At 72.7% G+C, this 25,311-nt stretch carries 25 protein-coding genes (1 of these 25 cut by a window edge); 14 read left to right on the forward strand and 11 right to left on the reverse strand.

Annotation, left to right across the window (positions count from 1 at the left end; translation table 11 throughout):
* On the reverse strand, positions 1-3,828 hold the beginning of the coding sequence (locus C1N81_RS07595; protein WP_394427931.1) for a type I polyketide synthase. The gene continues 8,772 nt to the left of window position 1, outside the view; the window shows 3,828 of its 12,600 coding nt (coding positions 1-3,828); it begins with the start codon at positions 3,826-3,828; its stop codon lies off the left edge, out of view.
* A gap of 310 nt (positions 3,829-4,138) precedes the next feature.
* Between C1N81_RS07595 and C1N81_RS07600 the strand changes: the two genes are divergently transcribed.
* From C1N81_RS07600 to C1N81_RS07615, 4 genes are all read left to right on the forward strand, one after another.
* Positions 4,139-5,518: an NDP-hexose 2,3-dehydratase family protein gene (locus C1N81_RS07600; RefSeq protein ID WP_394427932.1), complete on the forward strand. Its 1,380-nt coding sequence runs from the start codon at positions 4,139-4,141 to the stop codon at positions 5,516-5,518.
* Positions 5,515-6,507 carry a Gfo/Idh/MocA family protein gene (locus C1N81_RS07605; RefSeq protein ID WP_394427933.1) on the forward strand — a complete coding sequence of 331 codons (993 nt, stop codon included), beginning with the start codon at positions 5,515-5,517 and terminating at the stop codon, positions 6,505-6,507. Before C1N81_RS07600 ends, C1N81_RS07605 begins: the two co-directional genes overlap by 4 nt.
* Before the next feature lie 100 nt (positions 6,508-6,607).
* Complete coding sequence (locus tag C1N81_RS07610) at positions 6,608-7,240, forward strand: TetR/AcrR family transcriptional regulator (protein ID WP_394427934.1); 633 nt, start codon at positions 6,608-6,610, stop codon at positions 7,238-7,240.
* A 108-nt stretch (positions 7,241-7,348) separates the two neighbouring features.
* Positions 7,349-7,972, forward strand: coding sequence for a VC0807 family protein (locus C1N81_RS07615; protein WP_394427935.1), 624 nt, complete (start codon positions 7,349-7,351; stop codon positions 7,970-7,972).
* An 80-nt stretch (positions 7,973-8,052) separates the two neighbouring features.
* Here C1N81_RS07615 and C1N81_RS07620 read toward each other — a convergent pair whose 3' ends face one another.
* From C1N81_RS07620 to C1N81_RS07635, 4 genes are all read right to left on the reverse strand, one after another.
* The gene (locus C1N81_RS07620) at positions 8,053-8,211 is read right to left on the reverse strand and encodes a hypothetical protein (protein WP_394427936.1); all 159 of its coding nucleotides are present in this window, start codon (positions 8,209-8,211) and stop codon (positions 8,053-8,055) included.
* 8 nt (positions 8,212-8,219) lie between these two features.
* Positions 8,220-8,747, reverse strand: coding sequence for a hypothetical protein (locus C1N81_RS07625; RefSeq protein WP_394427937.1), 528 nt, complete (start codon positions 8,745-8,747; stop codon positions 8,220-8,222).
* Between the two features lie 263 nt (positions 8,748-9,010).
* Positions 9,011-10,189, reverse strand: coding sequence for a DUF6745 domain-containing protein (locus C1N81_RS07630; protein ID WP_394437791.1), 1,179 nt, complete (start codon positions 10,187-10,189; stop codon positions 9,011-9,013).
* A gap of 105 nt (positions 10,190-10,294) precedes the next feature.
* Positions 10,295-10,621, reverse strand: coding sequence for a hypothetical protein (locus tag C1N81_RS07635; protein ID WP_394427938.1), 327 nt, complete (start codon positions 10,619-10,621; stop codon positions 10,295-10,297).
* A 176-nt stretch (positions 10,622-10,797) separates the two neighbouring features.
* Here C1N81_RS07635 and C1N81_RS07640 point away from each other — a divergent pair, with 176 nt between their 5' ends.
* The 5 genes from C1N81_RS07640 (at position 10,798) to C1N81_RS07660 (ending at position 16,179) form a co-directional block, all read left to right on the forward strand.
* A complete protein-coding gene (locus tag C1N81_RS07640; protein ID WP_394427939.1) occupies positions 10,798-11,757 on the forward strand; it encodes an STM4015 family protein in 960 nt (319 codons plus the stop codon).
* On the forward strand, positions 11,754-12,995 hold the full coding sequence (locus tag C1N81_RS07645) for an STM4014 family protein (protein ID WP_394427940.1): 1,242 nt from the start codon (positions 11,754-11,756) through the stop codon (positions 12,993-12,995). The genes C1N81_RS07640 and C1N81_RS07645 overlap by 4 nt, the downstream gene beginning before the upstream one ends.
* A gap of 73 nt (positions 12,996-13,068) precedes the next feature.
* Positions 13,069-13,875, forward strand: a complete 807-nt coding sequence (locus tag C1N81_RS07650) for an STM4013/SEN3800 family hydrolase (protein ID WP_394437793.1) — start codon at positions 13,069-13,071, stop codon at positions 13,873-13,875.
* Positions 13,872-15,290 (forward strand): STM4012 family radical SAM protein, encoded by a 1,419-nt coding sequence (locus C1N81_RS07655; protein ID WP_394427941.1) that lies wholly within the window; start codon positions 13,872-13,874, stop codon positions 15,288-15,290. Before C1N81_RS07650 ends, C1N81_RS07655 begins: the two co-directional genes overlap by 4 nt.
* Before the next feature lie 7 nt (positions 15,291-15,297).
* Positions 15,298-16,179, forward strand: coding sequence for an STM4011 family radical SAM protein (locus C1N81_RS07660; protein WP_394427942.1), 882 nt, complete (start codon positions 15,298-15,300; stop codon positions 16,177-16,179).
* 20 nt (positions 16,180-16,199) lie between these two features.
* On the opposite strand, the gene C1N81_RS07665 is transcribed toward C1N81_RS07660, so the two are convergent.
* Positions 16,200-16,460, reverse strand: a complete 261-nt coding sequence (locus C1N81_RS07665; RefSeq protein WP_394427943.1) for a hypothetical protein — start codon at positions 16,458-16,460, stop codon at positions 16,200-16,202.
* Positions 16,461-16,739: 279 nt separating this feature from the next.
* On the opposite strand from C1N81_RS07665, the gene C1N81_RS07670 reads away from it, so the two are divergent.
* The 5 genes from C1N81_RS07670 (at position 16,740) to C1N81_RS07690 (ending at position 21,892) form a co-directional block, all read left to right on the forward strand.
* The gene (locus C1N81_RS07670) at positions 16,740-17,924 is read left to right on the forward strand and encodes a cation:proton antiporter (protein ID WP_394427944.1); all 1,185 of its coding nucleotides are present in this window, start codon (positions 16,740-16,742) and stop codon (positions 17,922-17,924) included.
* Positions 17,925-18,171: 247 nt separating this feature from the next.
* Entirely contained in the window at positions 18,172-18,552 is a 381-nt protein-coding gene (locus C1N81_RS07675) for a hypothetical protein (protein WP_394427945.1), read from the forward strand.
* Between the two features lie 102 nt (positions 18,553-18,654).
* Positions 18,655-19,335, forward strand: coding sequence for a hypothetical protein (locus C1N81_RS07680; protein WP_394427946.1), 681 nt, complete (start codon positions 18,655-18,657; stop codon positions 19,333-19,335).
* 83 nt (positions 19,336-19,418) lie between these two features.
* Positions 19,419-19,775, forward strand: coding sequence for a hypothetical protein (locus C1N81_RS07685; RefSeq protein ID WP_394427947.1), 357 nt, complete (start codon positions 19,419-19,421; stop codon positions 19,773-19,775).
* A gap of 173 nt (positions 19,776-19,948) precedes the next feature.
* A complete protein-coding gene (locus C1N81_RS07690) occupies positions 19,949-21,892 on the forward strand; it encodes a CASTOR/POLLUX-related putative ion channel (protein ID WP_394427948.1) in 1,944 nt (647 codons plus the stop codon).
* Here C1N81_RS07690 and C1N81_RS07695 read toward each other — a convergent pair.
* The 5 genes from C1N81_RS07695 to C1N81_RS07715 are packed head-to-tail and all read right to left on the reverse strand — an operon-like array spanning position 21,885 to position 25,207.
* Complete coding sequence (locus C1N81_RS07695; protein ID WP_394427949.1) at positions 21,885-22,310, reverse strand: hypothetical protein; 426 nt, start codon at positions 22,308-22,310, stop codon at positions 21,885-21,887. The genes C1N81_RS07690 and C1N81_RS07695 overlap by 8 nt on opposite strands.
* Entirely contained in the window at positions 22,307-23,056 is a 750-nt protein-coding gene (locus C1N81_RS07700; protein WP_394427950.1) for a class I SAM-dependent methyltransferase, read from the reverse strand. Before C1N81_RS07700 ends, C1N81_RS07695 begins: the two co-directional genes overlap by 4 nt.
* Positions 23,053-23,835: a DUF2071 domain-containing protein gene (locus C1N81_RS07705; RefSeq protein ID WP_394427951.1), complete on the reverse strand. Its 783-nt coding sequence runs from the start codon at positions 23,833-23,835 to the stop codon at positions 23,053-23,055. The genes C1N81_RS07700 and C1N81_RS07705 overlap by 4 nt, the downstream gene beginning before the upstream one ends.
* Entirely contained in the window at positions 23,823-24,779 is a 957-nt protein-coding gene (locus tag C1N81_RS07710; RefSeq protein ID WP_394427952.1) for a DUF3419 family protein, read from the reverse strand. Before C1N81_RS07710 ends, C1N81_RS07705 begins: the two co-directional genes overlap by 13 nt.
* Complete coding sequence (locus tag C1N81_RS07715) at positions 24,776-25,207, reverse strand: DoxX-like family protein (protein ID WP_394427953.1); 432 nt, start codon at positions 25,205-25,207, stop codon at positions 24,776-24,778. The genes C1N81_RS07710 and C1N81_RS07715 overlap by 4 nt, the downstream gene beginning before the upstream one ends.
* Between the last annotated feature and the right edge of the window lie 104 nt (positions 25,208-25,311).

Raw genomic sequence — 25,311 nt, forward strand, 5'->3', positions numbered from 1 at the left:
CGACATGACGGTGGCGCCCGCGGCGATGGCGAGCGAGCAGTCTCCGGCGCGCAGGGCGCGGACGGCGAGGTGCAGGGCGACGAGCGACGAGGAGCAGGCCGTGTCGACCGTGACCGCCGGCCCCTCCAGACCCAGCGCGTACGCGATGCGGCCGGAGGCGACGCTGGCCGTCGTGCCGGTGAGGACGTGCCCCTCGACGGCCTCTCCGGCCTCGTGCAGGCGCGGACCGTACTCGGGCGCGGTGGCGCCGACGAAGACGCCGGTGGTGCTGGCGTGCAAGGCGCGGGGGTCGAGTCCGGCCCGTTCGACGGTCTCCCAGGTGGTCTCCAGGAGCAGCCGCTGCTGCGGGTCCATCGCGGTCGCCTCGCGCGGCGAGATCCCGAAGAAGGCGGCGTCGAACTCGCCCGCGTCGTGCAGGAACCCGCCTTCACGGACGTACGTGGTGCCGGTGCGGTCGGGGTCGGCGTCGTAGAGGGCGTCGAGGTCCCAGCCGCGGTCGGCGGGGAAGGCGGAGACGGCGTCCGCCTCGTCGCGGACCAGGCGCCAGAGGTCTTCCGGTGAGCGGACGCCGCCGGGGTAGCGGCAGCCCATCGACACGATGGCGATCGGCTCGTCCGCGGCGGTGCGGCGGTCGGGGCGGTCCGTGTCGTCGGTCGCGGCGTCGGGGGCGCTCAGGTGCGCGGCGAGGCGGGCGGGGGTCGGGTACTCGTAGACGGCGGTCGTGGGGAGGCGGGCGCCGGACAGGGTGTTGATCCGGTCGCGCAGTTCCACGGCGGTGACGGAGTCGATGCCGAGTTCTTTGAAGGTTCGCTGCGGGTCGACCTGGGTGCGGTCCGGGTGGCCGAGGACGACGGCGGCACAGTCGCGGACGAGGTCGAGCGCGGCATCGCGGTCCAGCGCGGCATCGCGGTCCGGCACGGTATCGCGGTCCAGCGCGGTATCGCGGTCCAGCGCGGCATCGCGGGCAAGTACGCCGTCGCGGGCAAGTACGCGGTCGCGCTCAAGGTCCGTAGCGGCGGTGTCGGCAGCGTCCACGTTCGGGTGCGTGCGGTGCGTCCGGTGCGGCGTCACGGTTCCGGGAGCGCCGCCGATCCAGTGGCGGCGGCGCTGGAACGCGTATGTGGGAAGCGGCACGCGACGCGGTGCGAGGCCGGTGAAGAAGGGTGTCCAGTCGGCGTCGGCGCCCCGGGTCCACAGGGCTGCCAGGGAGGTCTGGAAGCGGGCGGCGCCGCCTTGGCCGCGGCGGAGGGTGCCGGTGACGACGGCGTGCCCGGGGCCCGCGCTGGTCTCGACGGTGTCCTGCACCGGTGCGGTCAGTACGGGGTGCGGGCTGACCTCGACGAAGGCGCCGTGGCCCGCGAGCGTGAGGGCGCGGAGGGCCGGTTCGAGGAGGACGGGGTTGCGGAGGTTGTCGTACCAGTAGGCGGCGTCGGTGGCCGGGCGGTCGAGCCAGTCCCCGGTGACGGTCGACAGGAACGGCACGTCCGGGCGGCGCGGGGTGATGGGGGCGAGGGCGCGCAGCATCTCCTCGCGGACGGGTTCGACGTGCGGGGAGTGCGAGGCGTAGTCGATGCCGACGCGGCGTGCGCGCACGTCCTCGCGTTCGGCGGTGGCGAGGATGTCGGTGACGGTGTCGATGTCGGCCGAGACGACGGTGGAGGCGGGCCCGTTGAGGGCGGCGACGGTGACGCGGTCGCCCCACCGCGCGACGAAGCGGACGGCGTCGTCCTGGGCGAGGGCGAGCGACACCATGCCGCTGCGGCCTTCGAGGGGGACGAGGACCTTGCTGCGCAGGGCGACGACGAGCGCGGCGTCCTCCAGGCTGAGCGCGCCGGCGACGACGGCCGCGGCGATCTCGCCCTGGGAGTGACCGACGACGGCGGCGGGCCGGATCCCGTGGGACTGCCACAGAGCGGCGAGGGACACCATGACGGCCCACAGGACGGGCTGTACGACGTCGGAACGGTCAAGCGGCGGGGCGTCCGGGTCGCCGCGCAGGACGGCCGCGAGGTCCCAGTCGACGTGCGGGGCGAGGGCGTCCGCGCACTCGGCGAGCCGGGCGGCGAATACGGGCGATCCGGCGAGGAGTTCGGCCGCCATGCCGGGCCACTGGCTGCCCTGGCCGGGGAAGACGAACACCGGGCGGTGGATGTCCCCGTCGACCGGTCCCGCCGGGGTCGCGGTGGTGATTCCGTCGAGCAGAGCGGTGGTGCCGGCGCCCACGGCGAAGGACCGGTGCGCGAGGTGGGTACGGGTGGTGAGCAGTGACCACGCGGTGTCGACGGGGCCGGCTCCGCTGTCCCGGACGTGCGCGGCGAGGCGGTCGGCCTGGGCGCGGAGCGCCTCGGGCGTGGCGGCGGAGAGCAGCCACGGCACGGTGGGCTCCGCCGCGGCCTCGGTGGCCTCGGTCGTACCAGTCGCCTCAGTCGTCGCGGCCGTCTCTGTCAGCACGGTCGTCTCGGCCCCCGGGTCCGCCTCCGTCGCCGGGGCCGCCTCCGTCGCCGGAGCCTCTTCGAGTACGAGGTGCACGTTGGTGCCGCCCATGCCGAAGGAGGAGACTCCGGCGCGCAGCGGGGTGCCGGGGACGGCCGGGGTCCAGTCGGTGGTCGCGCGCTGGACGTGGAGGCCGAGGCCGTCCAGGTCGATGGCGGGGTTCGGCTCCTCGTGGTGGAGGCTGGGCACCAGCCGGCGGTGGCTGAGGCACAGCACGGTCTTCAGGAGGCCCGCGATGCCCGCCGCGCCTTCGAGGTGGCCGATGTTGGTCTTCACGGAGCCGACGGCGAGCGGCGCGCGCCGGCCTTCCGCGGTGCCGAGGACCGCGCCGAGCGCGGCGGCCTCGACGGGGTCGCCGACGCGGGTCCCCGTGCCGTGCAGTTCGACGTAGCCGATGCCCGCGGGGTCGACGCCCGCGCGCTGGCAGGCGGCGCGCAGGACGGCTGCCTGGGCGTCGGCGTCGGGGGTGGTGATGCTGGTGCCGGTGCCGTCGTTGTTGAGGGCGCCGCCGCGGATGACGGCGTGGACGTGGTCGCCGTCGGCGAGGGCGCGGGAGAGCAGTTTCAGGACGACGACTCCGCCGCCCTCGCCGCGTACGTAGCCGTTGGCGCGGGCGTCGAAGGTGTGGCAGGCGCCGTCCGGGGAGAGCGCCCCGAACTGGGCCGCGGCGAGGGTGCTTTCGGGGCTGAGGTTGAGGTGGACGCCGCCCGCGAGGGCGACTTCGCTGTCGCCGAGGCGCAGGCTGTCGCAGGCGAGCTGGACGGCGGTCAGGGAGGAGGACTGCGCGCTGTCGACCGTCATGCTGGGGCCGCTGACGCCGAGCGCGTAGGACAGGCGGTTGGCGATGAGGGAGCGGTTGAGGCCGGTGAGGGTGTGGTGTCCCGCCCCCTGCCCGGCGTCGCGGACGACGTCGGCGTAGTCGCAGGTGTCCGCGCCCAGGTAGACGGCGGTGGCGCGCGGGGCGGCGGTGGCGGGGATGCCGGCGTGCTCCAGTGCTTCCCAGCCCAGTTCGAGGGCGAGCCGGGCCTGCGGGTCCATGGCGTCGGCCTCGCGGGGCGAGATGCCGAAGAACGTGGCGTCGAAGTCGGCGGGGGCGGTCACGTATCCGCCGCGCAGGGGCGCCGTGCCGCCGTGCGGGGTGGGCCAGCCGTCGGCGGGCACACCGGTGCGCCGGTCCTCGGGGGTGTCGGTGACGGCGCCGCGGCCCTCGGTGAGCAGGTGCCAGTACGCGGCCGGATCGTCGGCGCCGGGGAGCCGGCACGCGAGGCCGACGACAGCCACGGGCTCAGGGCCCGGAGCGGTGTTCCGGACGTCGGTGGGCACCGGCTCGTTCATCGATGGCACTCCAAATACCGAGGGCGGGAGGGCGGGGACGGTTCACACATTCGCACGAGGTCGGGGGCCGTCCGGCGAGGGGAGGAAACGCTCTAGGGGAATCTCTAGGGCCCTTCCGGCGGACAGGCCACCGGCATGTCGCGGGTTTTGGCGAAGGCCCCACGGCGAACGTTTTCGGGCCGGGCGGACCGTAAGCGGCCGCGGATAGTAGCCAGCGGGGGAAGCCGCCGCAAGGGCGATGTTCTAGGCGAATGCCGGAATTCGAGCGGGCAGTCTTGGGGCCGTCCCGCATCGAGAGAAGGGCAGATCCATGGCTCCGACAACCGCGCCTGCGCCGTCGCGCGGCGAGGAGGCCGGCATCCGGGCGGCGCTGGCCGCTTCGGCGGCGGCCGTCGAGGGCGGTGTGCTGAGCGACGTGGAGCTCGCCGCGTGGCTGGAGGACCGGCGTCGTACGCAGCCGCAGCAGGTGGAGCGGGTGCCGTTCGCGGAGCTCGACGGCTGGCGGTTCGAGGAGGGCACCGGCGACCTGCGCCACGCGAGCGGCGGGTTCTTCGCGGTGCACGGGCTGCGGGTCCGCTCGGACTTCGGCCCGGTGGCCGCGTGGGAGCAGCCCGTCATCGACCAGCCCGAGATCGGCATCCTGGGGATCGCCGTACGGGACTTCGACGGCATCCCGCACCTGCTGATGCAGGCGAAGTCGGAGCCGGGCAATGTGAACGGGATGCAGCTGTCCCCGACGATCCAGGCGACGAAGAGCAACTACCTGCGCGTGCACGGCGGTTCGGCCGTGAAGTACCTGGACTGCTTCCGCCGCCCCGAGCCGGGCTCGGTGATCGCCGACGTGCTCCAGTCGGAGCAGGGCTCCTGGTTCCTGCGCAAGCGGAACCGCAACATGATCGTGCGGGTCGGCCCCGAGGTCGAGGCCGGCGAGGACTTCGCCTGGCTGACACTGCGCCAGGTCAACATGCTTCTGCGGCAGGACAACGTGGTGAACATGGACGCCCGTACCGTCCTGTCCTGCCTGCCGGACTGGCGGCCCGACGCCACCGGCCCCGCCCCCTCCCTGCACACGGACGCCGAGATCCGCAGCTGGATCACCCGGCGCAGGGCGGAGCACGACGTACGGGTGACGCCGATCGGGCTCGCCGAGACCGAGGGCTGGCGGCGCGACCCGCACACCGTGTCCCATGTGAGCGGACGCCACTTCAGCGTCGTGGCGGTCGACGTCGTCTCGGGACGGCGCGAGGTCGCGGCGTGGTCGCAGCCGCTCATCGCGCCGCACGGCACGGGCACGGCGGCGCTGTTCGTCCGGCGGGTGGACGGCGTACCGCACGTCCTGCTGCGCGCCCGCGCGGAAGCGGGCTTCCTGACCGTCGTCGAGCTCGGCCCGACGGTGCAGTACACGCCCGAGAACTACGCGGAGCTGCCGCCGGACGCCTGGCCGCCGTACTGGGACGAGGTCCGCGAGCGTCGCGGCACCGCCGCGTACGACGTGCTGCTGTCGGAGGAGGGCGGGCGCTTCCTGGAGGCGCAGAGCCACTACATGATCATCGAGGTCGAGGACGAGCTGCCCCTCGTGTCCGACGAGTTCCGCTGGGTGTCGGCGCACCAGGTCGACGAGCTGCTGCGCTACAGCCACCACCTGAACGTGCAGGCACGCACCCTGATCACCGCGCTGAGGTCGCTGTGACGGCGCCCGCGGCCGCGCCGCTGCGGCTGGGAGCGATCGGTACGTCGTCGATCGCCAAGCGGCGCGTACTGCCCACGATGGCGCGGATGCCGCAATGGGACCTGGTGGCCGTCGCCGGACGGACGGCGAAGAAGGCGGCCCTGTTCGCGGAGCAGTTCGGGTGCGCGGCCGAGGAGGACGCCGAGACGCTCCTCGCGCGCCCCGACATCGACGCCGTGTACGTGTCGACCCCGACGGCCCTGCACCACGAGTGGGCCGAGCGGGCTTTGCGCGCGGGCAAGCACGTCCTGGTGGAGAAGCCCCTCGGGACCGATGCGGCCGAGGCGCGCTCGCTGTGCGCGCTGGCGGCGGAGCGGGGCCTGACGCTGCGGGAGAACTTCATGTTCCTCCACCACCCGCAGCACGACCGGGTGCGCGCGCTGGCCGCCGACGGCCGGCTCGGACGGCCCGCCTCGTTCAGCGCCGCGTTCTGCATCCCGCCGCTGCCGGACGACGACATCCGCTACGACTCCCGTCTGGGCGGCGGCGCGCTCCTCGACGTCGGCGTGTATCCGCTGCGGGCCGCCGTGCTGCTGCTCGGTCCCGGTCTCGAAGTGGCCGGCGCGACGCTGCGCACCCGGGCCTCGGACGGCCTCGACCTGTCGGGGCAGGTACTCCTGACCTCCCCGTCGGGGGTGCTGGCCGATCTTACGTTCGGATTCGAGCACACCTACGCGTCGACCTACACGCTGTGGGGCGACCGGGCGCGGCTGACCGTGACGCGCGCGTTCACCCCGCCGCCCACCCACCAGCCGACGCTGCTCATCGAGGAACAGGACCGCGAGGAGCGGCTGACCCTGCCTGCGGCGGATCAACTGATGCTGCTGCTCGACGAGTTCGCCGAGGCGATACGCGCCGGGGTGACCACTGGGCCGCACACCGGCTCCCTCGCCACGATGGATCTGGTGGACGTCGTCCGCGCGACGGCACGGCGGGTTCAGGCGCACTGACCGGCAAGGAGCCGCGCGAGGCACAGGGACGTGTCACCGCGCGACTACGGACTCTTGAACTTTAGGAAAATCCCGATCATGACCCGGCTAACCTGAAGCCATGATGGCCAAGACAGCCAAGGCGAATACCCGGACCTTCACGCAGAAAGCACGGCGAGCCCAGATAGTACAGGCGGCTATCGAATCGCTCGCCGAATCCGGATATGCGAAGACGTCATTCACGAGGATCGCACAGCAGGCCCAACTCAGCAGTACCGGGATGATCTCGTACCACTTCTCCGGTAAACCCGAGCTGTTCGCCGAAGTTGTCCACACCATCATGGAAAAGGCCGACCAACTGGCGGGTGCGCGGATGAGCGAGGAGAACACCTGTCGCGGAAAGCTCAGCGCGTACGTCATCACCCACTTCGACTTCGCCGCCCGCTATCCGCTCGACACCCAGGCGCTCACCGAGATCGTGCGGATGATCGGGGATCAGCAGATCACCGGCCTGGAGACCATCGAACGCAGGGTCATGTCGGTGGACCGGCTCGGCGCACTCCTCGAACAGGGCCGCACGGCCGGGGAGTTCGCCGAATTCGACTGCCTCACCATGGCTCTGGCCATTCGCGGTGCCATCGACAACGTCCTGCGCCACCACGTGTGCGAAGCGGCGCTCGACCTCGACCGGTGCGCCCGGGAACTGGCAGACATGTTCGACCGCTGTACGCAGGCCGTGCAGCGTACGCCGTAAGGCCCTCCCCCTGGAGCACACTTCATGACCTCCCCCACACCCAGCCCCCAGCCCACGACGGCGACTCCCCCCACCCCACCCGAAACCTCCTCCTCACGCTGGGGTTTCGTGATCACCGTCGTCTGCGACATCGTGTTGCCCGTCGGGCTCTACTACGTGCTCCGCGAAGCCGGTGCGAGTGAGATCACCGCACTGCTGCTCAGTGGTTCCGCACCCGCGCTGCACACGCTCCACTCCGCGATACGCCACCGCAAACTGGACGCCATCGGCGTCTTCACCGTCGCCCTGCTCCTGGTGAGCGCGCTGGCCTCGCTGCTGACCTCGGACCCGCGCATCGCCCTGGCCCGCAACGGCCTGTTCACCGCGCTGGCCGGTGTCTGGCTCCTGATCACCCTGTTCACCGCGCGGCCGTTCACCTACCAGGCACTGCGCACCCTGCTGCCCGGACGCACCGAGAAACTGGAGCACTTGTGGGAGTCGGACGCGGGCTTCCGCCGCGTATGGCGCGCCCTGACCGTGCTGTGGGGCGTCGGCCTGCTGTGCGACGCGCTGGCGCGGCTGATCATGGCGTACACCCTCCCGGTCGACACCGTGCCCGCTCTGGACGGCGCCCTGTACGCGGTGTCGTGGATCCTCCTCCAGGTGATCACCCAGATCGTCCTGTTCCGGTCGAAGACCCTGACCAAGATCTTCGGTGAGCGCGGACCGGGCCGCCGCGCGTTCGGCCGCTGAGCACGAGGGCGACGCGTCGCGGCGCGGGACCTGAAGACGGTGACGGGCACGTGCCCGTCGGCCAACAGGCCGCGCCGCGGTCACCTGACCAGGCCGCGTACGACGACGTCCTGCCCGGACGGAGCGAGCACCCGCCGGAGGAGGCCGTCCTCGTCGAAGGCGAGCGACGGACGACGGGTGACGTCCTCCGGGACGGACCTGTGATCGTGCGGCCAGGATCCGAACGGGCTGTCAGCCACTCGGTCACTCAGGCCGGCACGGGGGCGGCGTCGCCGGATGTGCGGGTCAGCGCCTCGAGCCGCTTGATCTTCCGCCGCACCACGTACAGGGGGATCAACCCGAACACCCCGAAGGACATGTCGATCACCGACCACCAGAAGGGAATCCCCCGGACCGGCCCGCAGATGAGGGCCAGCGGGATGATCCCGGCGCACGCGATCATCCCGAACTCGATCACCCAGACGTTGCGCACCGGGTCGCGGTAGGGCCCGTAGAACGCGACGGCGATGACAAGGTGGGCGAAGGCCAGCCAGTCCGTGCCGTAGAGCAGGAACGGATAGTCCGCGTCGGCCTCGTCGAGTCCGGCACGGACGCGTTCCACCCACTCCATCAGCGCGGGCAGGTGCTCACCGACGGACAGCCAGTTCAACAGGTCCTCGGCCCAGCGCAGCTCATGCACGAGCGGAAAGGCCGTGGCCCCGCTGAGCACGAGGCACACGACAAAGAGGACCAACCACGCACGAACGCCCTTGAGCTGGGCGGCTCTGTCACTCATGACAGGATCGTACGCCTCTTTTGAACACGTTCAAACGCGGATTGCGGTGGTGGCACCGGTCACTGTCACGGTCGTGGCCACGGTGCCGGGCAACCAACGCATCACCGCCGCTGTACACCGCTGAAGACCGCTGAAGACCGCTGCAGACCGCTGCAGACCGCTGTAGAAGTGCCACTCCTCCGTGATGGCGCTCGCGCCGTCGGCCGCGCTGTTCGTCGACCCGGCGGGATCCGCTGCCTGGGCTGTCACCGTCGCCGTCGCCGTCACGTCTCGCGCTGTGGCTCGTACGCGTCCGCCTGCAGGCCGAACGTCCAGGCGACGCCCTCGCGTGCGGTTCTCGTGCGCGGGGGCACGCGGAGCCAGTAGGTGCGGTGGGTGCCGTCGGGCTCCGGGGTGGAGTTGACGACCTCCACCATCACCACGTCCTCGTCGCCGGGGAGCTGGACCCGCCACAGAATGCCGGTGGCGTCCCGGTGCACGGGCTCCGCGCCGGACTCCGTCAGATAGCGGTCGTAGCCGAAGTGCTCCAGCATCACCCGGCGCAGTTCCGCGTTCTCCTCCTCGCGGATGCGCTGCGGGGTCAGCCCGGCGAGCCCGGCCAGGAAGTCCGCGGGCACGGGCATACCGCGCCAGGCGTGCAGCGCGAATCCGTCGGGGAAGGCCAGGGCGGGCCCTGTCGCGCAGTCGAGGCGGCCGGCCTCGTCGCGGTGCAGTGCGGTGGGCCGCTCGCACACCACGGCCACCCGCTCGTACGGCCACCACCATCCGGCCGACCGGGCGACCTGCGCCAACCCGTCGAGCGCGAACAGTCGCAGGTCCGACTCCGCGTCCGCCGCCCCGAAGGCGCTGAGCCAGGCCGCCTCGTGCTGGCCGAGCACCGCGTCCAGGAGCATCAGCCGGATCGCGGTCTCGCTCCTGCGGTCCCGCGCGCCCGCGACCGTGCGCGACGGCGCGGACAGTTCCTCCACCAGGCCCGTTCTGATGCGGTCGACCAGCATCTGAGTGCTGTCCCACAGACGGCCGCCCGTGGCGTTCCAGTGCGCGGCCCAACCGGCCGGGCCGAGCCGCGCGTGCAGCCGCTCACGGGCCTCGGCCCATGGTGCGTTGCGGATCACGTCCCGGACGGGGGAACCCTGTTCGCCGGTTTCGGCCAGCCGCACGAGCAGCAGCACGGCGGCGCGGGGCGAGTCCGCCCACAGGATGCGCTCGGGCTCGGCCAGCCCGGCCGCACGGTAGGCGCGCCGCACACCGGCCTCGGCGGCATCCCGGTCGGCGGGCCCGGTGGCGGCGGCCACCGCCCGCCAGTGCGCCAGGTCCGCCGGGCCGCTCCCCGCGACCTCCTGCACCCCCGCCCCGAGCGGTGCGCCTACTCCGTCAGACGCAACCGTCCCGGCCGGTGCGTCACCCTCGGCCGCTGCGCCGCCCCCGGCCGGTGCACCCATCTCTTCCATCGGCGTCATCCGATCCGCCCCCATCATGTCGGTCATCCCCCGCATCCCCCGCATCTCCCCGTCCGCGCTCACTCGACGTCCCCGCCCCTGTCCAGCTCAGTCCGCCACGATCCGCACCGACCCCGGCACGTACTCCCGCTGCCGGATCACGCGGAACCAGCCCTTGGGCAGCGGTATCGCCGCGTGCTCCTCGTGCACCACCCGTCCCCCGTCGGGCAGATGGAGCAGGAGCGGGCCGAACGGGCCCGGTTCGCGCACCAGTCGGCCAGGTCCGACGACCGCGTGGGCGTGGCCGGTGACCTCGCCCAGCGCGAGCACGAGCCGCCCTCGGGCGTCCCGCGGCTCGTCGGGGGCGTCCGCTGTGTGCGGGGGCACCGCGCCCTCCGCGAGCGGCACGATCAGCACGTCTCCCTGCCGGTACATGGCTCTCCCGTCCCACGGTCCGCCGAGTGCGGCCGCGTCGTTTCCGACGGTAGAGGCAGGGTCTGACAACGGCGGCCGGACGCCGCCCCGCGGCGGTCGATGTCAGTGCCGGTTGATACAACTTCACTTCCAACGGAGATCGCGGACGGCGCGAACGGATCGGGGACGGAGCGGACATGACCATCGGGAACCACTTGCAGGAGTTGTACGGCCTGCCCACCTTCGACTTTCCGGCGGCGGACGCGAAGCACCCCGCGGCGCTGCCCGCGGCCGACACCGTCGCGTGGCGGATCTCCGTCGAGTCCTACGACAGCGAGGAGACGTGGCCGGAGGCGTTCGCCCGGTTCGCCAAGGCCGTGGACCTCGGCCGCGTCAAAGCGATCGTGGTCGGCGCGTGGAGCGACCCGTACGAGAACGGGCCGGAGCCGATCATCGCGGCGCTCCTCGAAGCGCGGGACCGGCTGACGGCGCTGCGCGCGCTGTTCCTCGGCGACATCGTCTTCGAGGAGTGCGAGATCTCCTGGATCACCCAGGGCGACGTGACCCCGCTGCTCAACGGCTTCCCGGAGCTGACGGAGTTCGCGGTGCGCGGTGGGACCAGCCTGGCGTTCCCGGCGGTGCGCCACGAGCGGCTGCGCTCCCTCACCGTGGAGACCGGCGGTCTGCCCGCCGAGGCGGTGCGCGGCATCGCGGCGAGCGACCTGCCCGCCCTGACCCGCCTCGCCCTGTGGCTGGGCACTTCGGACTACGGCGGCGACTCCACCGTCGCCGACGTCGAGCCCCTCCTGGCGGGCGCCCGGCTGCCGGCCCTGAAGCACCTGGCCCTGTGCAACAGCGAGATCCAGGACGAGATCGCGGCGGCCGTGGCGGCCGCCCCGGTGGTGGCCCGGCTCGACACGCTCGACCTGTCGATGGGCGTCCTCACCGACGACGGCGCCACCGCGCTCCTCGCGGGCCAGCCGCTGACGCACCTGAGCAAGCTCGACCTGCACCACAACTACCTGAGCGAGGGGCTGCGCCAGCGCGTTCTCGACTCCTTGGTGCCCGCGGGCGTCGAGGTCGACCTCGACGCCGACGACGCGGACGAGGACCAGGACGGGGACACCGTGTGGCGGTACGTCTCGGTCGGCGAATGACCAGGCAAAGCACCCCGGGCGTACCGGATACCCCGGGCGTACCGGATACCCCGGACAACCCGAGCGCGCCGCTGCGTCTCGCGGTCGTCGGCAACCCCGGCAACCGCCGGGTGGACCTGTTCACCGCCGCTGTACGGGATGCCGGACTGCCGGCGCCGCGTGTGGTGGCGTGGCGGGACGTACTGCGTGACGGCGGGGCCTCGTTCGCCGACCACGAGATCGTGCGAGTCGACTCGGCAGGCGAGGACGAGGAGGTCGAGCGCGCCCTGCGCGACGTGTCCGATCCGACGCGTGTCGAGGGCGGCGCCCGGTGGTACCGGCGGTTCCTGGCGGCCGTGGGCTCGCTCGAAGGCGGGGTCCGGCTCGACGACCCCGACGACCTCGCCGTGCTGTTCGACAAGCGCCACTGCCATCGCGTTCTCGACGCCGCGGGGGTGGCCGTTCCGGCCTCCCCCACGTCCGGCGGCGCCGCCGAGGTGCGCGGCTGGGACGACGTACGGGCGCTGATGGCGGAGCACGGTTCGCCCCGGGTGTTCGTCAAACCGGCCCACGGCTCGTCGGCCTCGGGCGTTCTCGCCCTGGAGACGGCCGGACCCGGCCGCATCCGCGCCACGACCTCCGTGGAACTGACGGACGGCGTCCTCCACAACTCCCTTCGCGTACGGCGCTACACGCGCGAGAGCGACATCGCGGCGATCGTGGACGCGCTGGCACCGGACGGGTTGCACGTCGAACGCTGGCTGCCGAAGGCGTCGCTGCACGGACGCGCGGCCGATCTGCGGGTCGTCGTGATCGCGGGGCGCGCCACACACGCCGTCGTGCGTACCAGCCGGACCCCGCTCACCAACCTGCACCTGGGCGGTTTGCGGGGCGAGTTGGCCGCCGCCAGGCAGGCCGCGGGCGCGTCCTGGGCGCACGCACTCGACCTGTGCGAGCGGGCCGCCGCCTGCTTCCCCCGGACGCTCTGCGTCGGCGTCGACCTGCTGCCCTCCGTGGGCTGGCGGCGTTTCACCGTCGGCGAGGTCAACGCCTTCGGCGATCTGCTGCCCCGCCTGACCGGTCTGCCCGGCAGCGGCGCCGAGGGGCAGGACACGTACGCGGCCCAGGTCGCCGCCGTGCTCCGGCACTTCCCCGACGCCGAGCACCCCACGCGGGCCCCGGCCGCTTTCGTCGCCCCGCACCGGGCGGCTCCCGCCGCCGCACATCCGCTCGCAAGGACCCTCGATGCCCGTATCTGACACCACCTCGCCACGACCGCCCGCCCCGGACGGCGCGTCGGCCGATCCCGATACGAGCGCGGCCGATCCCGACATGAACGAGGTGGTGGGCCGCGACGACCTCCTGCTGCTCACCCTCGACACGCTGCGCCACGACGTGGCGGCCGAGCTGGCGGAGGCGGGCCGCATCCCTCACCTGGCCCGCCATCTGCCGGGCGGCACCTGGGAGAAGCGGCATGCGCCGGGCAGCTTCACGTACGCCTCCCACCAGGCCATGTTCGCCGGATTCCTGCCGACCCCCGCGGCGCCCGGCCCGCATCCGAGGCTGTTCGCCGCTCAGTTCGCGGGCAGCGAGACCACGGCGGGCCGCACCTATGTCTTCGACACCCCGGACCTGGTGTCGGGCCTGGCAGCGGCCGGGTACCGGACCGTGTGCGTCGGCGGGGTCGGCTTCTTCAACCGGCAAGGCGCCCTGGGGAGCGTGCTGCCCGGCCTGTTCCAGGAGAGCCACTGGGAGCCGGAGTTCGGGGTCGCCTCCCCCACGTCGTTCGAGAGCCAGGTCGCGCGTGCGGAGCGGATCGTCACCGAGCTCCCCCGCGAGAAGCGGTTGTTCCTGTTCGTGAACGCGGCGGCGCTGCACCAGCCCAACTGGTTCCATCTGCCGGGCGCCACGCGCGCGTCGGGCGACACCCGCGAGACCCATGCCGCCGCTCTGGAGTACATCGACCGGCACGTGGGGCGGCTGTTCGCGGCGATGAGCTCGCGCCGCCGCTGTTTCGCCATCGTCTGCTCCGACCACGGCACGACCTACGGGGACGACGGCTACACCGGCCACCGCCTCGGCCACGAAGCGGTCTGGACCGTGCCCTACGCCCACTTCTTCCTGGAGCCGACCGCATGACCACCACCACCGCCGAAGCGGCCGGGCCGACCGGACAAGCCGGGCACGCCGGACACGCCGGGTCCCTCCTCCCCAACAGCGCACGCCCGTACCAAAGTTACGTCTACGCCTACCCCCACAAGACCGCCTACCGGCCGCTGCCCGAGCGTCCCGCGCTGCGTGACCTGTGGCGTGCCGAGCCCAAGGGCGCGCTCTCCCTCTACCTCCACATACCGTTCTGCGAGGTCCGCTGCGGCTTCTGCAATCTGTTCACGCGCATCGGCGCCCCGGACGAGCTGACCGGCCGCTATCTGGACGCCCTGGAGCGGCAGGCCGTGGCGGTGCGCGAGGCGCTCGGCGACGCCACGGACGTACGGTTCGCCAACGCGGCGTTCGGCGGCGGCACCCCCACCTTCCTCGACGCGGACGAGCTGGCCCGGCTGTGCGACATCGCCGAGCTCCGGATGGGCGCGGACCTCAGGGCGGTGCCGCTGTCGGTGGAGACCTCCCCCTCGACGGCCACCGCGGAGCGGCTCGCGGTCCTCGCCGAGCGCGGCACGACCCGGCTCAGCATCGGCGTGCAGAGCTTCGTCGACGCGGAGGCCCGTGCCGCGGTCCGCCCGCAGCGCCGCGCGGACGTGGAGGCGGCGCTCACCCGCATCCGCGACACGGACATCCCGGTGCTCAACATCGACCTGATCTACGGCATCGACGGCCAGACCCCGGCGAGCTGGCGCACCTCCCTCGACGCGGCGCTCACCTGGCGCCCCGAGGAGCTGTACCTCTACCCGCTCTACGTCCGGCCGCTCACCGGCCTGGGCCGCGGCGCCGCCCCTCTCTCCGACGGGGCCTGGGACGAGCAGCGTCTCCGCCTCTACCGCCAGGGCCGCGACCATCTCCTGGAGCACGGCTACGAGCAGGTGTCGATGCGCATGTTCCGGCGCGCGGACGCGCCCGCGCAGGGCCCGGACGACTACGCCTGTCAGACCGACGGCATGATCGGTCTGGGCTGCGGCGCCCGCTCGTACACGTCGTCACTGCACTACTCCTTCGAGTACGCCGTCGACATGCGGGAGATCCGCGCGATCATCGACGACTACACGGCCACCTCGCCCGAGGAGTTCGCGCGGGCACGGCACGGGCGTCGCGTCGACGGACGGGAGGCGCGCCGCCGTCACCTGCTCCAGTCGCTGCTGCAAGCGGAGGGCATGCCGGTGGAGGACTACCGGACCCGGTTCGGCGCGGGCCCGTCCGACGACTTCCCGGCCGAACTCGCCGCCTTCGCCGCGCGCGGCTGGCTGGAGCCGTACGACGCGTACGACGACGGGGCGCGGCTGCGGCTGACGCCCGAGGGCCTGGCGCACTCGGACGCGCTCGGCCCCGAGCTGTTCTCCCCCGAGGTGCGCGCCGCGATGGCCGCGTACGAACCGAGGTGAGCGCCCGATGGATCTGACCCTGCTGTACCGGGGCCCGCTGGCCTCGTGCGACTACGACTGTCCGTACTGCCCGTTCGCCAAGCGCCGCGATGCGACAGCGCAGTTGCGGGCGGACCGTGCGGCATTGGAGCGCTTCACCGGCTGGGCGGCCGGGCAGCGCGAGGACCGGCTGTCCGTCCTGTTCACGCCGTGGGGCGAGGGGCTCGTGCGCTCCTGGTACCGGAAAGCGATGGTCGAGCTGTCGCACCAGGAGCACGTCGCGCGCGTGGCCATCCAGACCAATCTGAGCTGCCGCACCGAGTGGCTCGCCGACGCCGACCTGGACACGCTGGCGCTGTGGTGCACGTTCCACCCGGGGCAGACACCCTACGAGCGGTTCCTCGGCAAGACGCGGGAACTGGCGCGGCGGGGTGTGCGGTTCAGCGTCGGCGTGGTGGGCTTCCCGGACCATCTGGCGCAGGCCCGCGCCCTGCGCGAGGCGCTGCCGCCGGAGGTGTACCTGTGGGTGAACGCGGCGGAGGGCCGCACCTACACGGACGAGGAGGCCGCGGCCTGGACGGCCGTCGACCCCCTCTTCCCGTACAGCAGACACCCGCACCGTTCGGCGGGGCTGCCCTGCCGAACCGGTTCGTCGGTCGTCTCGGTGGACGGCGAGGGCACGGTGCGCCGCTGCCACTTCGTCCGCTCCGAGCTGGGCAACCTGTACGACGGTTCCTGGCGCGCGGCGCTCGCGCCCCGGGCCTGCCCGCTCGCGGTCTGCGACTGTCACATCGGCTACGTCCATCTGGAGACGCTGCCGCTGTACGACGTGTTCGCGGGCGGCGTCCTGGAGCGGATACCGGCGGCGCCGGTGCACGCGCTCAGGACGCCGCTGTCACTCGCGCCCTGACGGAGCGCGGGGCGGGGCGTCTACTGAGGGGCCGCGGGCGAGGACGAGGGAGACGTCGAGGGCGAAGGCGAGGTCGAAGGGCTCTGCTCCTTGGGCTCGCACAGCTTGTCCAGGTCGGCCGCGGGGATGGACGGGTTGAGGACCTTGACGAGCGCGACGAGGCTCTTGCATATCTCGACGGGGTCCTTCTCGGGTGCGATCGGGGCGGCCCACGCGGCGGCGGGCGCCGCGACGAGCAGGGCCAGAGTGACGGACGCGGTTGCTACGGCTTTGCGGATCACGGAACTTCCCCTTCATCGGCCGGCTCCATACCGGATCGTCCTTCGATCGTGACGGAGCCGTGCGGAAGGCCCCAGACGACAACCTCCGAATGGGTGACCGGCCCCGGCCCCACCCGCACGACCGGTCACTCGCACGACCGGTCACCCGCACGGCCGGTCACCCGCACGGCCGGTCCCGCGTGCGCCGGACGTCCGTAGCCCACAGGGTCGATGCAGCGGAATCCGGTGCGACACGGGCGGGGGAACGGTGTGGGCCAGGCTGCGACACTCATCCTGATCATGTCGGCGGCCGTGCTCGCGCCGCTCCTCGCCCACGGGGCCGGCCGCTGGGCACGGATCCCGGTGGTGATCTTCGAGATCGTCCTCGGCATCCTCATCGGCCCCGACGTGCTCGGCTGGGCGCACGGCGGCGACGTGATCGACGTACTCTCCGACCTCGGTCTCTCGATGCTGATCTTCCTCGCGGGCTACGAGATCCAGTTCGCCGAGATCCGCGGGGACACGCTGCGCCGCTCGGTGTGGGCCTGGGTGATCTCGCTCGTCCTCGGTCTCGGTCTCGCGCTGGCCCTGACCGGTTTCGACCCGGCCCGCGCCGTGATCATCGGCACCGCCCTGACCAGTACGGCGCTGGGCACGGTCCTGCCGATCCTGCGCGACAGCGGCGACCTGGACGGCCGCTTCGGAACGGTGATGATGGCGTTCGGCGCGGTCGGCGAGTTCGGCCCCATCATCGCGATCTCCGTGCTGCTCAGCGGGCGCGCCCCCGGCGTCTCCACGGCCGTCCTGGCCGGCTTCGCGGCGATCACCGCGGCCGCCGTGTTCTGGGCGCTGCGCCCGCGCCCCTTCTGGTTCACCGCGGTCGTCCGGAACACGCTGCACACCAGCGCGCAGTTCGCGGTCCGCTTCGTGATGCTGCTGCTCGTCGCCATGCTCGCGCTGTCCCGGGCCTTCGGTCTCGACGTGCTGCTCGGCGCCTTCGCCGCGGGCCTCCTCACCCGGCTCGTGCTGCACAGCGCGGCCCCGGAGAGCAGTGCGGAGGTGCTGCAGAAGGTGGAGGCGATGGGCTTTGGCTTCCTCGTGCCGCTCTTCTTCATCGTCACCGGCATCGAGTTCGACCTGTCGTCGCTGCTGCACGGCGGCCGCCCGCTGCTCCTCGTGCCCGTCTTCCTGGTCCTGTTCCTTCTCGTACGGGGCCTGCCGGCGTACCTGCTGGCGCCGCGCGACCTCACGCCGCTCAGCCGGCGGGCGCTGACGCTCTACTCCGCCGCCTGCCTCCCGCTCGTCGTCGCCATCACGACGATCGGCGTCGACGAGCACGTACTCGCCAAGAGCGACGCGGCGGCCCTCGTCGGCGCGGCGATGATCTCCGTCCTCGTCTTCCCGCTGCTGGCGATGCGGCTTCGCGCACGCGCCCGGAAGGTACGGCCCGAGCTGACCCGGTCGGCGGAGACCGAGAGCTGGTAGCCCCGCGCGGCGCGACTGCCCCCGTCCCGGGACAGGTACGTCCCGGCAGGTCAGCGGAGTAGGGATCCCGACATCGGCGAAGCGGCCGGGACCCGCTTGTGGGGGTCCGGCGCATCGCCACAGACTCGGAGACGCCCCGGTTCCCCGGAGCGGTCACGGACCTCCGGACCGCGCCTCGGACGGCGGCTTCCGGCCCTCCGATCATGTGATGGGCCGTCACCCCCACTCAGTCCCACAGAGGAGAAACATGCGTTCCAGCCTTCGGTCCCTCATGCACCGACGCCGTTTCCTGCCCCCCGCGCTCGCCCTCGCCTCGACGCTGCTTCTCGGGGCCGCGTCGGCCGCCCCGGTCGGCGCGGCGGACGCCGTGCCGGCGGGCAGCGGAGCACGCACCGCCTGCCTCGTCATCACCGCCCAGGGCGGCGGACACCCGACGATCTTCAACAGGTGGGCCGAGGTCCGCAACGACTGCGGCCGCCAGATCGACCGGGTCAGCGTCCAGCTCGACTACCACGTCGACCCCACCTGCCAGGCTCTCGCGCCGGATCGGAGCACCCGGTTCACCTGGGTCTCGACGCTCCAGGAGAACATCGAGGCGACCTACGCCTACGAGTGCCCCGGCCCCTGACCCGATCCCGGCCCGCTCATCCGGTGGCGCCGCCTGTACCCCGCGCACGCCCGTGCGTGAGACTGCAGCCCTGCCCGGCCACACGCGAGGAGGAGCCCCCGGATGAGCAACGTACTGACCATGTTTGGCGGCCCGAAGAAGAGCGACGACCGCACACCCGCGAAAGTGCGGCACATGGTCAGCTTCGCCGACACGTCGGGAGCGGCGCCGTCGGCGGTGTACGTGGAGCGCGAACTGCCGCCCGGAGGCATACCGGCCTACCGGGCGGCACGCCGCAGCGGGGCGCGGGCGTTCGCGCTCTGGTTCGACGACACCCGGCGGGAACGTGTGGCGACCGTGGTGACACAGTCCGCGCGCGGCGGTGTCGCACGGTTCCAGGTGCTGGGCACACACGGCGAACATGTGGGCACACTCGTGCGGGAGAAGGCGCTGCGCGGCAGGCGCCTGCGCACCCGCTGGATCGTGACACAGGCCGGCGGCCCCGACGCCGTCGGCTTCAAGGGCCGCATCGTGTGGTGGTGGATGTGGTGGCTGCTGCTGCCCTTCATGGTGGTGCTGCTCGTGTCCACCGTTCTCGACACCGTGCCGAACAACGAGACCGGTTTCGCGCGGGCGCCCCGCCGCATCAGATGGCGCGCGAACGGACAGGTCCCGCTGGAGTTCAGGTCCAAGGGCGACGCACTGCACATGCACACCCCCGGGGTGGACTGGCGGCTCGCGGCCGCGCTGATCGCCCTGCTGCGCAGCTTCCACGCCGGAGCGTGGGACTCCGCGAAGAAGTGACCCCGGGTGGAGCCGTGCCGCGGCTCGGGCCACGGGGCGGCGGGGGTGGTGTTCCGCGTCGGCACCCAGTAGAACTGGGCCTCATGTCCGATCACTGGCCACCCCGGCACCCGGCACCGGTGCCCGGCCCGCCCCCAGGTCACGCGCCGCCCCACGGCGGGGAGTTGGGCCCCGGCTACCGGCGGTGGGCCGCGATCCTGCTCGGTCTCGCGATCGGCCTCGCGGTCCTCATGGCGGTGGCCGTCGTCGCCGGTTTCGTGCTTCTCGTCCTGGCCGACGCGGACCGCGACAAACAGGCCCTCGGCTACCTCGCCCTCGTCTGCTGGGCCGTCGCCCTCATCGCACTTCCGCTGCTGCTGGGGCTCGGCATCCCCGGTCTGGTCATGACGCTGCGCGTCCGACGGGAGCGACGGGCCAGGTCCGGGGGCCGCACCTGGTGAGGTCGTCCCAAGAGCTCCGCCGTCCGCGTCGAGGACGGCACCACACCCCGAAGGAATGAACACCGACAAAAGCCCGCTCTTCGCGGCGACCCGCCACTCACACTTCGACACATGTATGCACACCCGCTCTCCGGCGGGCGGTTCGACGTGGTCGACGTGAGGGAGGGGAAAGGGTGGCGCAGCGCCGCTTTCGGCCCGGGGACAGGGCGCGTTACTGGTTCGACCGTACGTTGGCGCGGGGGGCCGCCGCTCTCGTCGGGTGGATGGCGGTGCTGTGTCTGGCCGTCGTCGTCCCGGCCAACGCGGTGCTGGTGTGGACCGACCCGGACGCCCCCGTGTCGATGACGGGCCGCCTTGCGGAGGTGTGGCGGCTCACCGGACAGACGTTGCGGCTGGGTGCGGGGACGGGGCCGCCGTTGCGGGTGTCGCTGTCCCTGCTGCTCGCTCTGGTGGCGCTGTTGTACGTCTCCACGCTCGTCGGTCTGATCACGACGGCGCTCACGGACCGGCTCACCGCGTTGCGGCGGGGTCGTTCCACGGTGCTGGAACAGGGGCACACCGTGGTCCTGGGATGGTCGGAGCAGGTCTACACGGTGGTGGGCGAGTTGATGGCGGCCCACAGCAATTGTCCGCGGGCGACCGTGGCCGTTCTCGCGGACCGGGACAAGACCCTCATGGAGGAGTCCCTGGCCGCGAAGGTCGGCGCGCCGGGTCGTCTGCGGCTGATCTGCCGCAGCGGCCCCACCACCGACCCGGCCGTGCTCGCCCTGACCAGCCCGGCCACCGCGGGTGTGGTCTTGGTACTGCCCCGTGACGAACCCGACGCCGATGCCGAAGTGGTCAAGACCCTGCTGGCGCTCGGGGCGGTCCTCGCCGCGGAGACGGCCCGGCCGCCCGTCGTCGCCGCCGTCCGGGACGACCGGTTCCGGCTCGCCGCCGATCTCGCCGCCGGACCGGGTGGCGCCGTCCTGGAGAGCGATGCCGTCACCGCCCGGCTGATCGTCCAGGCGGTCCACTGCCCGGGGCTCTCCCTCGTCCATCAGGAGCTTCTCGACTTCGCGGGCGACGAGTTCTACGTGGTCGACGCGCCCGCCCTGGTGGGCCGTCCGTTCGGCGACGCCCTGCTGGCCTACCCGACGTCGAGCCCGGTGGGAGTGGTACGGGAAGACACCCCGCTGCTCAACCCGTCGCCGGAGACGCTGATCGCCCCGGGCGACCGGCTCGTCCTCATCACCCAGGACGACGACACGGCCTGCGTCGGGGACTGCGCCGAGCTGGTCGAGGAGGCGGCGATGGCGGGCGGGCCCGCCACACCCGCCGGGCCGAAGCGCATTCTCCTGCTCGGCCACAACCGGCGGGTCCCGCTCCTGGTCGATCAGTTACGCCGCCGTGCCCGGCCCGGGTCGATCCTGGACGTGGTGGCCGGTCACGGTGGTACGACGATGGAGACCCTGAACGACCTGGAGAACCCGCGCGACCCGACCTGCGCCCCGACCGGCTGCCCGGACGGTGGGCCGGGCACCGCCCTCCGCGTCACCGTGCACCACGGTGACGTCACCCGCCCCGACACCCTCAACACCCTGGACGTCGCCTCCTACGACGGCGTCATCGTCCTCGGCCCCGACCCCGGCTCCGCGGCACGGGCGAGCGACCCCGACGACCACGCGCTCGTCACCCTCCTGCTGCTGCGACAGCTCGAGGAGGTCACCGGGCGCGAACTGCCGGTGGTCACCGAACTGGTCGACGACCGCAGCCGGGCGCTCGCCCCCATCGGCCCGGGGGCCGACGTCATCATCAGCGGCAAGCTCGTCGGCCTGCTCATGGCGCAGATCTCCCAGAACCGGCACCTCGCGGCCGTCTTCGACGAACTCTTCTCGGCGGACGGCACGGGGATCACCCTGCGGCCCGCGAGCGACTACGTGCGGCCGGACCACGAGACGTCCTACGCCACCGTCGTCGCCGCGGCACGGCACCGAGGCCAGTGCGCCATCGGCTACCGCGTCCGTGCGGAGTCCTCGACCGGCCCTCGTTACGGCGTGCGGATCAACCCTCCGAAGGGCGAACGGCGCCGCTGGACGGCCGGGGACCAAGTGGTCGTCGTCGGCCCCCTCACCTGAGTACGTGCACGGTCGCCGCCGCGAAGACCCCCGTCACCCAGGTCCACAGCACGGCGAGAGCCGCATGTCCCCCGGTGCGCAGGCGGTTGCCGCGCCACAGACGCGGTGAGAAGTAGGCGAACTCCATGACCCAGCGCAGCCCCCAGAACAGCGTCTGGGCGCACAGCAGGAACGTGGGCAGCGGCGCACCGGTGAGAAGGTCCGGCGCGAACGCCAGCGGAAGGAGGCCGAGCAGCGCGCAGGTCAGCGCGATGAAGACGAGGTGGGCGTACGAGACCTGCCGCGTCAGCAGGCTGCTGTCACGCAGGTCCGCGGGCCAGCCCAGGATGCGCGGGAGCGTGGCGTGCACCAGTGCCATGACGATGAGCGCGAGGCCGGCCAGCCGCAACTGGCCGGTGAGGGTGAGGAACTCGGTCACACCTGGTCCTTCGTGAAGGTGAACGCCGTGACCAGGTGGGCCGTGCGCCGCTCCGCCGTCGGCCGCAGTCCGGCATGGGCGGCGAGGCGCAGCCATTCGGCGCGGGACAGGAAGTGCCAGGCGCCGGGCCCGAACACGGCCTTGTTCGGCAGGTCCCGCAAATGTTCGGCCAGGAGCAGTGTGCCGCCCGGCCGCAGCAGGCGCGCGCACTCGGTGAACAGCCGCTCCCGGTCGCGTGCCCGGCGGAGTTCGTGTGCCGCGAAGACCAGCAGGACCGCGTCCGTCCCGCCCGAGGGGAGCGGCAGTGCGTCGGGGCGGCCCGGCACGGCGTGTGCGGGCGGTGGCACGCGGCGCCGGGCGCGGCGGATGGAGCCCTCGTCCGTCAGCGCCGGGTCGTACAGGTCGACGGCGGTGGGCCGGGCGGCCGGCCAGCGCTCGGCGAGCGGGGCGCTCACCTCGTCGAGTCCGGTGCTGACCACCGCGTACGTGGTCGGGGTGGCGGGGAGCAGGTCCGCCAGCCAGTCGTAGGTGTACAGCTCCGAGCGGTCGTAGACGTACCAGCTCGCGGCGGTGGCGGAGCCGAGGAGGGTGACGGCGGCGGCGGATCCGGCGCGGGCGAGGCGGCCGAGGGCGGGCGGGAGCCGTCCCGCGAGGCCGGCGGCGGCCAGCGCCGTGGCCAGACCTGCCGCGTACTGCGGCCAGTTGTAGGCGATGACGTCGCGGACGCCGGAGTGGCGCGCGGTCATCTCGCACCGCCGCTCTCGTCGCGGCGCACACCGCGTTCCCAGCCGTAGTCGACGCCGGAGACATGGAAGGCGTTGGCGAGAACGGGGTGCGTGTGGGCGAGCGGCCCGTGGTCGAAGAACGTCAGCCGGTCCACGTCGACACGGACGGGTCGCGGGTCCCACTGCGCGCGTGACGCCTTGACGACGATGACGGAGCGGGTCCGCGCCTCGTACTCGAAGGTGTAGGGCAGCGGCCCCGCGAACCGCCGGGCGGCGCGCGCGTCCGTGAACGGGCTCCCCGGTGGCAGGGGCGCGGGGGCGCTGCGCAGATCGGCGCGCACGGTCAGGTCGGCGTGCCCGTCGGCGCTGTCGACGCGGAACTCCAGGATGCCGTCCGAGACACATGTACGTATGTGTGCGCGGCGGTAGTTGTAGCGGGTGAGCAGGTTGCCGCCGAGCCGCATCAGGTGCCGGTCGGTGTCGCTGCGCAGGATGCGCAGGCCGCGCATGGTCCGGCCGTCGGGGGTGGGGAAACGTGTGAAGACCCGGTAGCCCGTGAGCAGGAAGTCGCGGCCGAGCCGGGCGGGGACGGCCGCGGGCCGCAGCGCACGGGTGTCGACGAGGGCGACGGCCACGAAGCCGTACCGCGGTTCCTCCGGACCGGCGCGATACGTGTCGAGGTCCAGGGCCGGTGGTACGAGAGGGCGCAGCACTTCGGCGGGCAGGGCGTACGTCAGGACGAGCGAGTGCGCGAAGTGGGTGCGGATGGGTATGGGGTGACGCTGTATCAGGTGTCGCACGGTTCGATCCTTCTGTCGTCGGTCGGGGCCGGGCCGGTGCTCAGCCGGAGGACGCGCACGACGCCCCACAGCGCGGAGCGGTCCTGTGCGGCCCATCCCGGGCCGGCCGGCCCGGGCCGGCGGAAGCTGCGCAGGATCACGGTGCCGCCGGGGCGTACGGCGTGGCGTACCGCGGTGTGCAGGCGGCGGGCGAACGCGAGTCCGGGGCCGTCGAGCACGTTCGAGAGGGTCACGGCGTCGTAGGCGCCGCGCGGCGACCGCTCGAGGACGTCCACGACCTCACCGTGGACGAGGCGGAGACCGGGGGCGTACGGCGGTGCGGTGTCCGGGGGTTCGGCGCCCGCGAGCAGTCGCCACATCCAGGGGTTGCGGGCGTTCGGGTGGCCGGTGACGGTGCGTTCGACGCGCTGTCTGAGCACCTCGTCGAAGCGGGTGGGGACGACCGCGGCGAAGGAGGGCCGCAGCGCTGCCGCGAGGGCGCCACCGGGGCGCAGGGTGACGCGCATCAGGCGGCGCAGCCCCGGACCGTCCAGCTCCGCACGCCATCGCCGGGCCTGTTCGGCGGGGTCGTCCAGGGTGAGGAAGGTATGGAGCGCGGGCGCGCGCCAGGCGGGCAGCCACGCACCGGCCGCCCCTCGCCCGAGGCGCATCAGCCTTTCGGCGGAGCCGTCCGCGGTGGCGCCCCCGGCGAGCCGCTGCCGCGCGTAGGCGAGTTGGACGGGGTTGAGGTCCACGGCCGTCACGTCGTGTCCTGCCTCGTGGAGGGCGGCGGCGGTGTCGCCCGCGGAGGCGATGCAGAGCACCCGTGCGCCGGTCGGTGGCAGGACTCTCCGTTCGATGGCGCTGTCCTCGTACATCCGGCCGAACAGAAGGCGGGGGCCGCCGAGTCCGCCGATGATCCGGCCGCGGGACCATGGGGTGGCGTTCGATGGGCTGGCGCTCACCGGACGGCCGGCCTCGGGGAGAGCTTCCAGATCAGGACGAGGAAGACCAGGTTCTGTGTGAGCAGCCGCCCGGGTTCCTCGATCCGGCCGGGGCTGAACAGCAGGCCGCCCGCGTTGAACCCCACCACCAGTGCCGTCTGGACGAGGGCGGCGAGGCGTACCCGTCGCCCGGCGAGCACCCACACGCCGATGCCGACCTCGGCCAGGCCGATCGCCACCAGGGCCACGGTCAGCGCCCGGTCGGGAAGGAACGGCACGTCGCCGACGATGGCCCGCTGGTCCGTCCGCCCGGGCCAGACCTTGCACCAGAAGCCTTCGTAGAACCACACGAGGGCCACGGCCCAGCGCGCCGCCTCACCGCCCCGGTCCCTGGCGGTGCGTTCCCCCTGTACGGCAGTGGACATGCCGAAGTCGGCCCGTTGGTTCATGTGCATCGCACCGATCTCGTCGATCCGCTGATTTGAACGCGTTCAAGAACAGCGTAGCGGTAGCGGTACGGTGCCGTGTACGGGATTGATGCGACGCGGCGTCA

This window comes from Streptomyces sp. SGAir0957 (assembly GCF_043523415.1).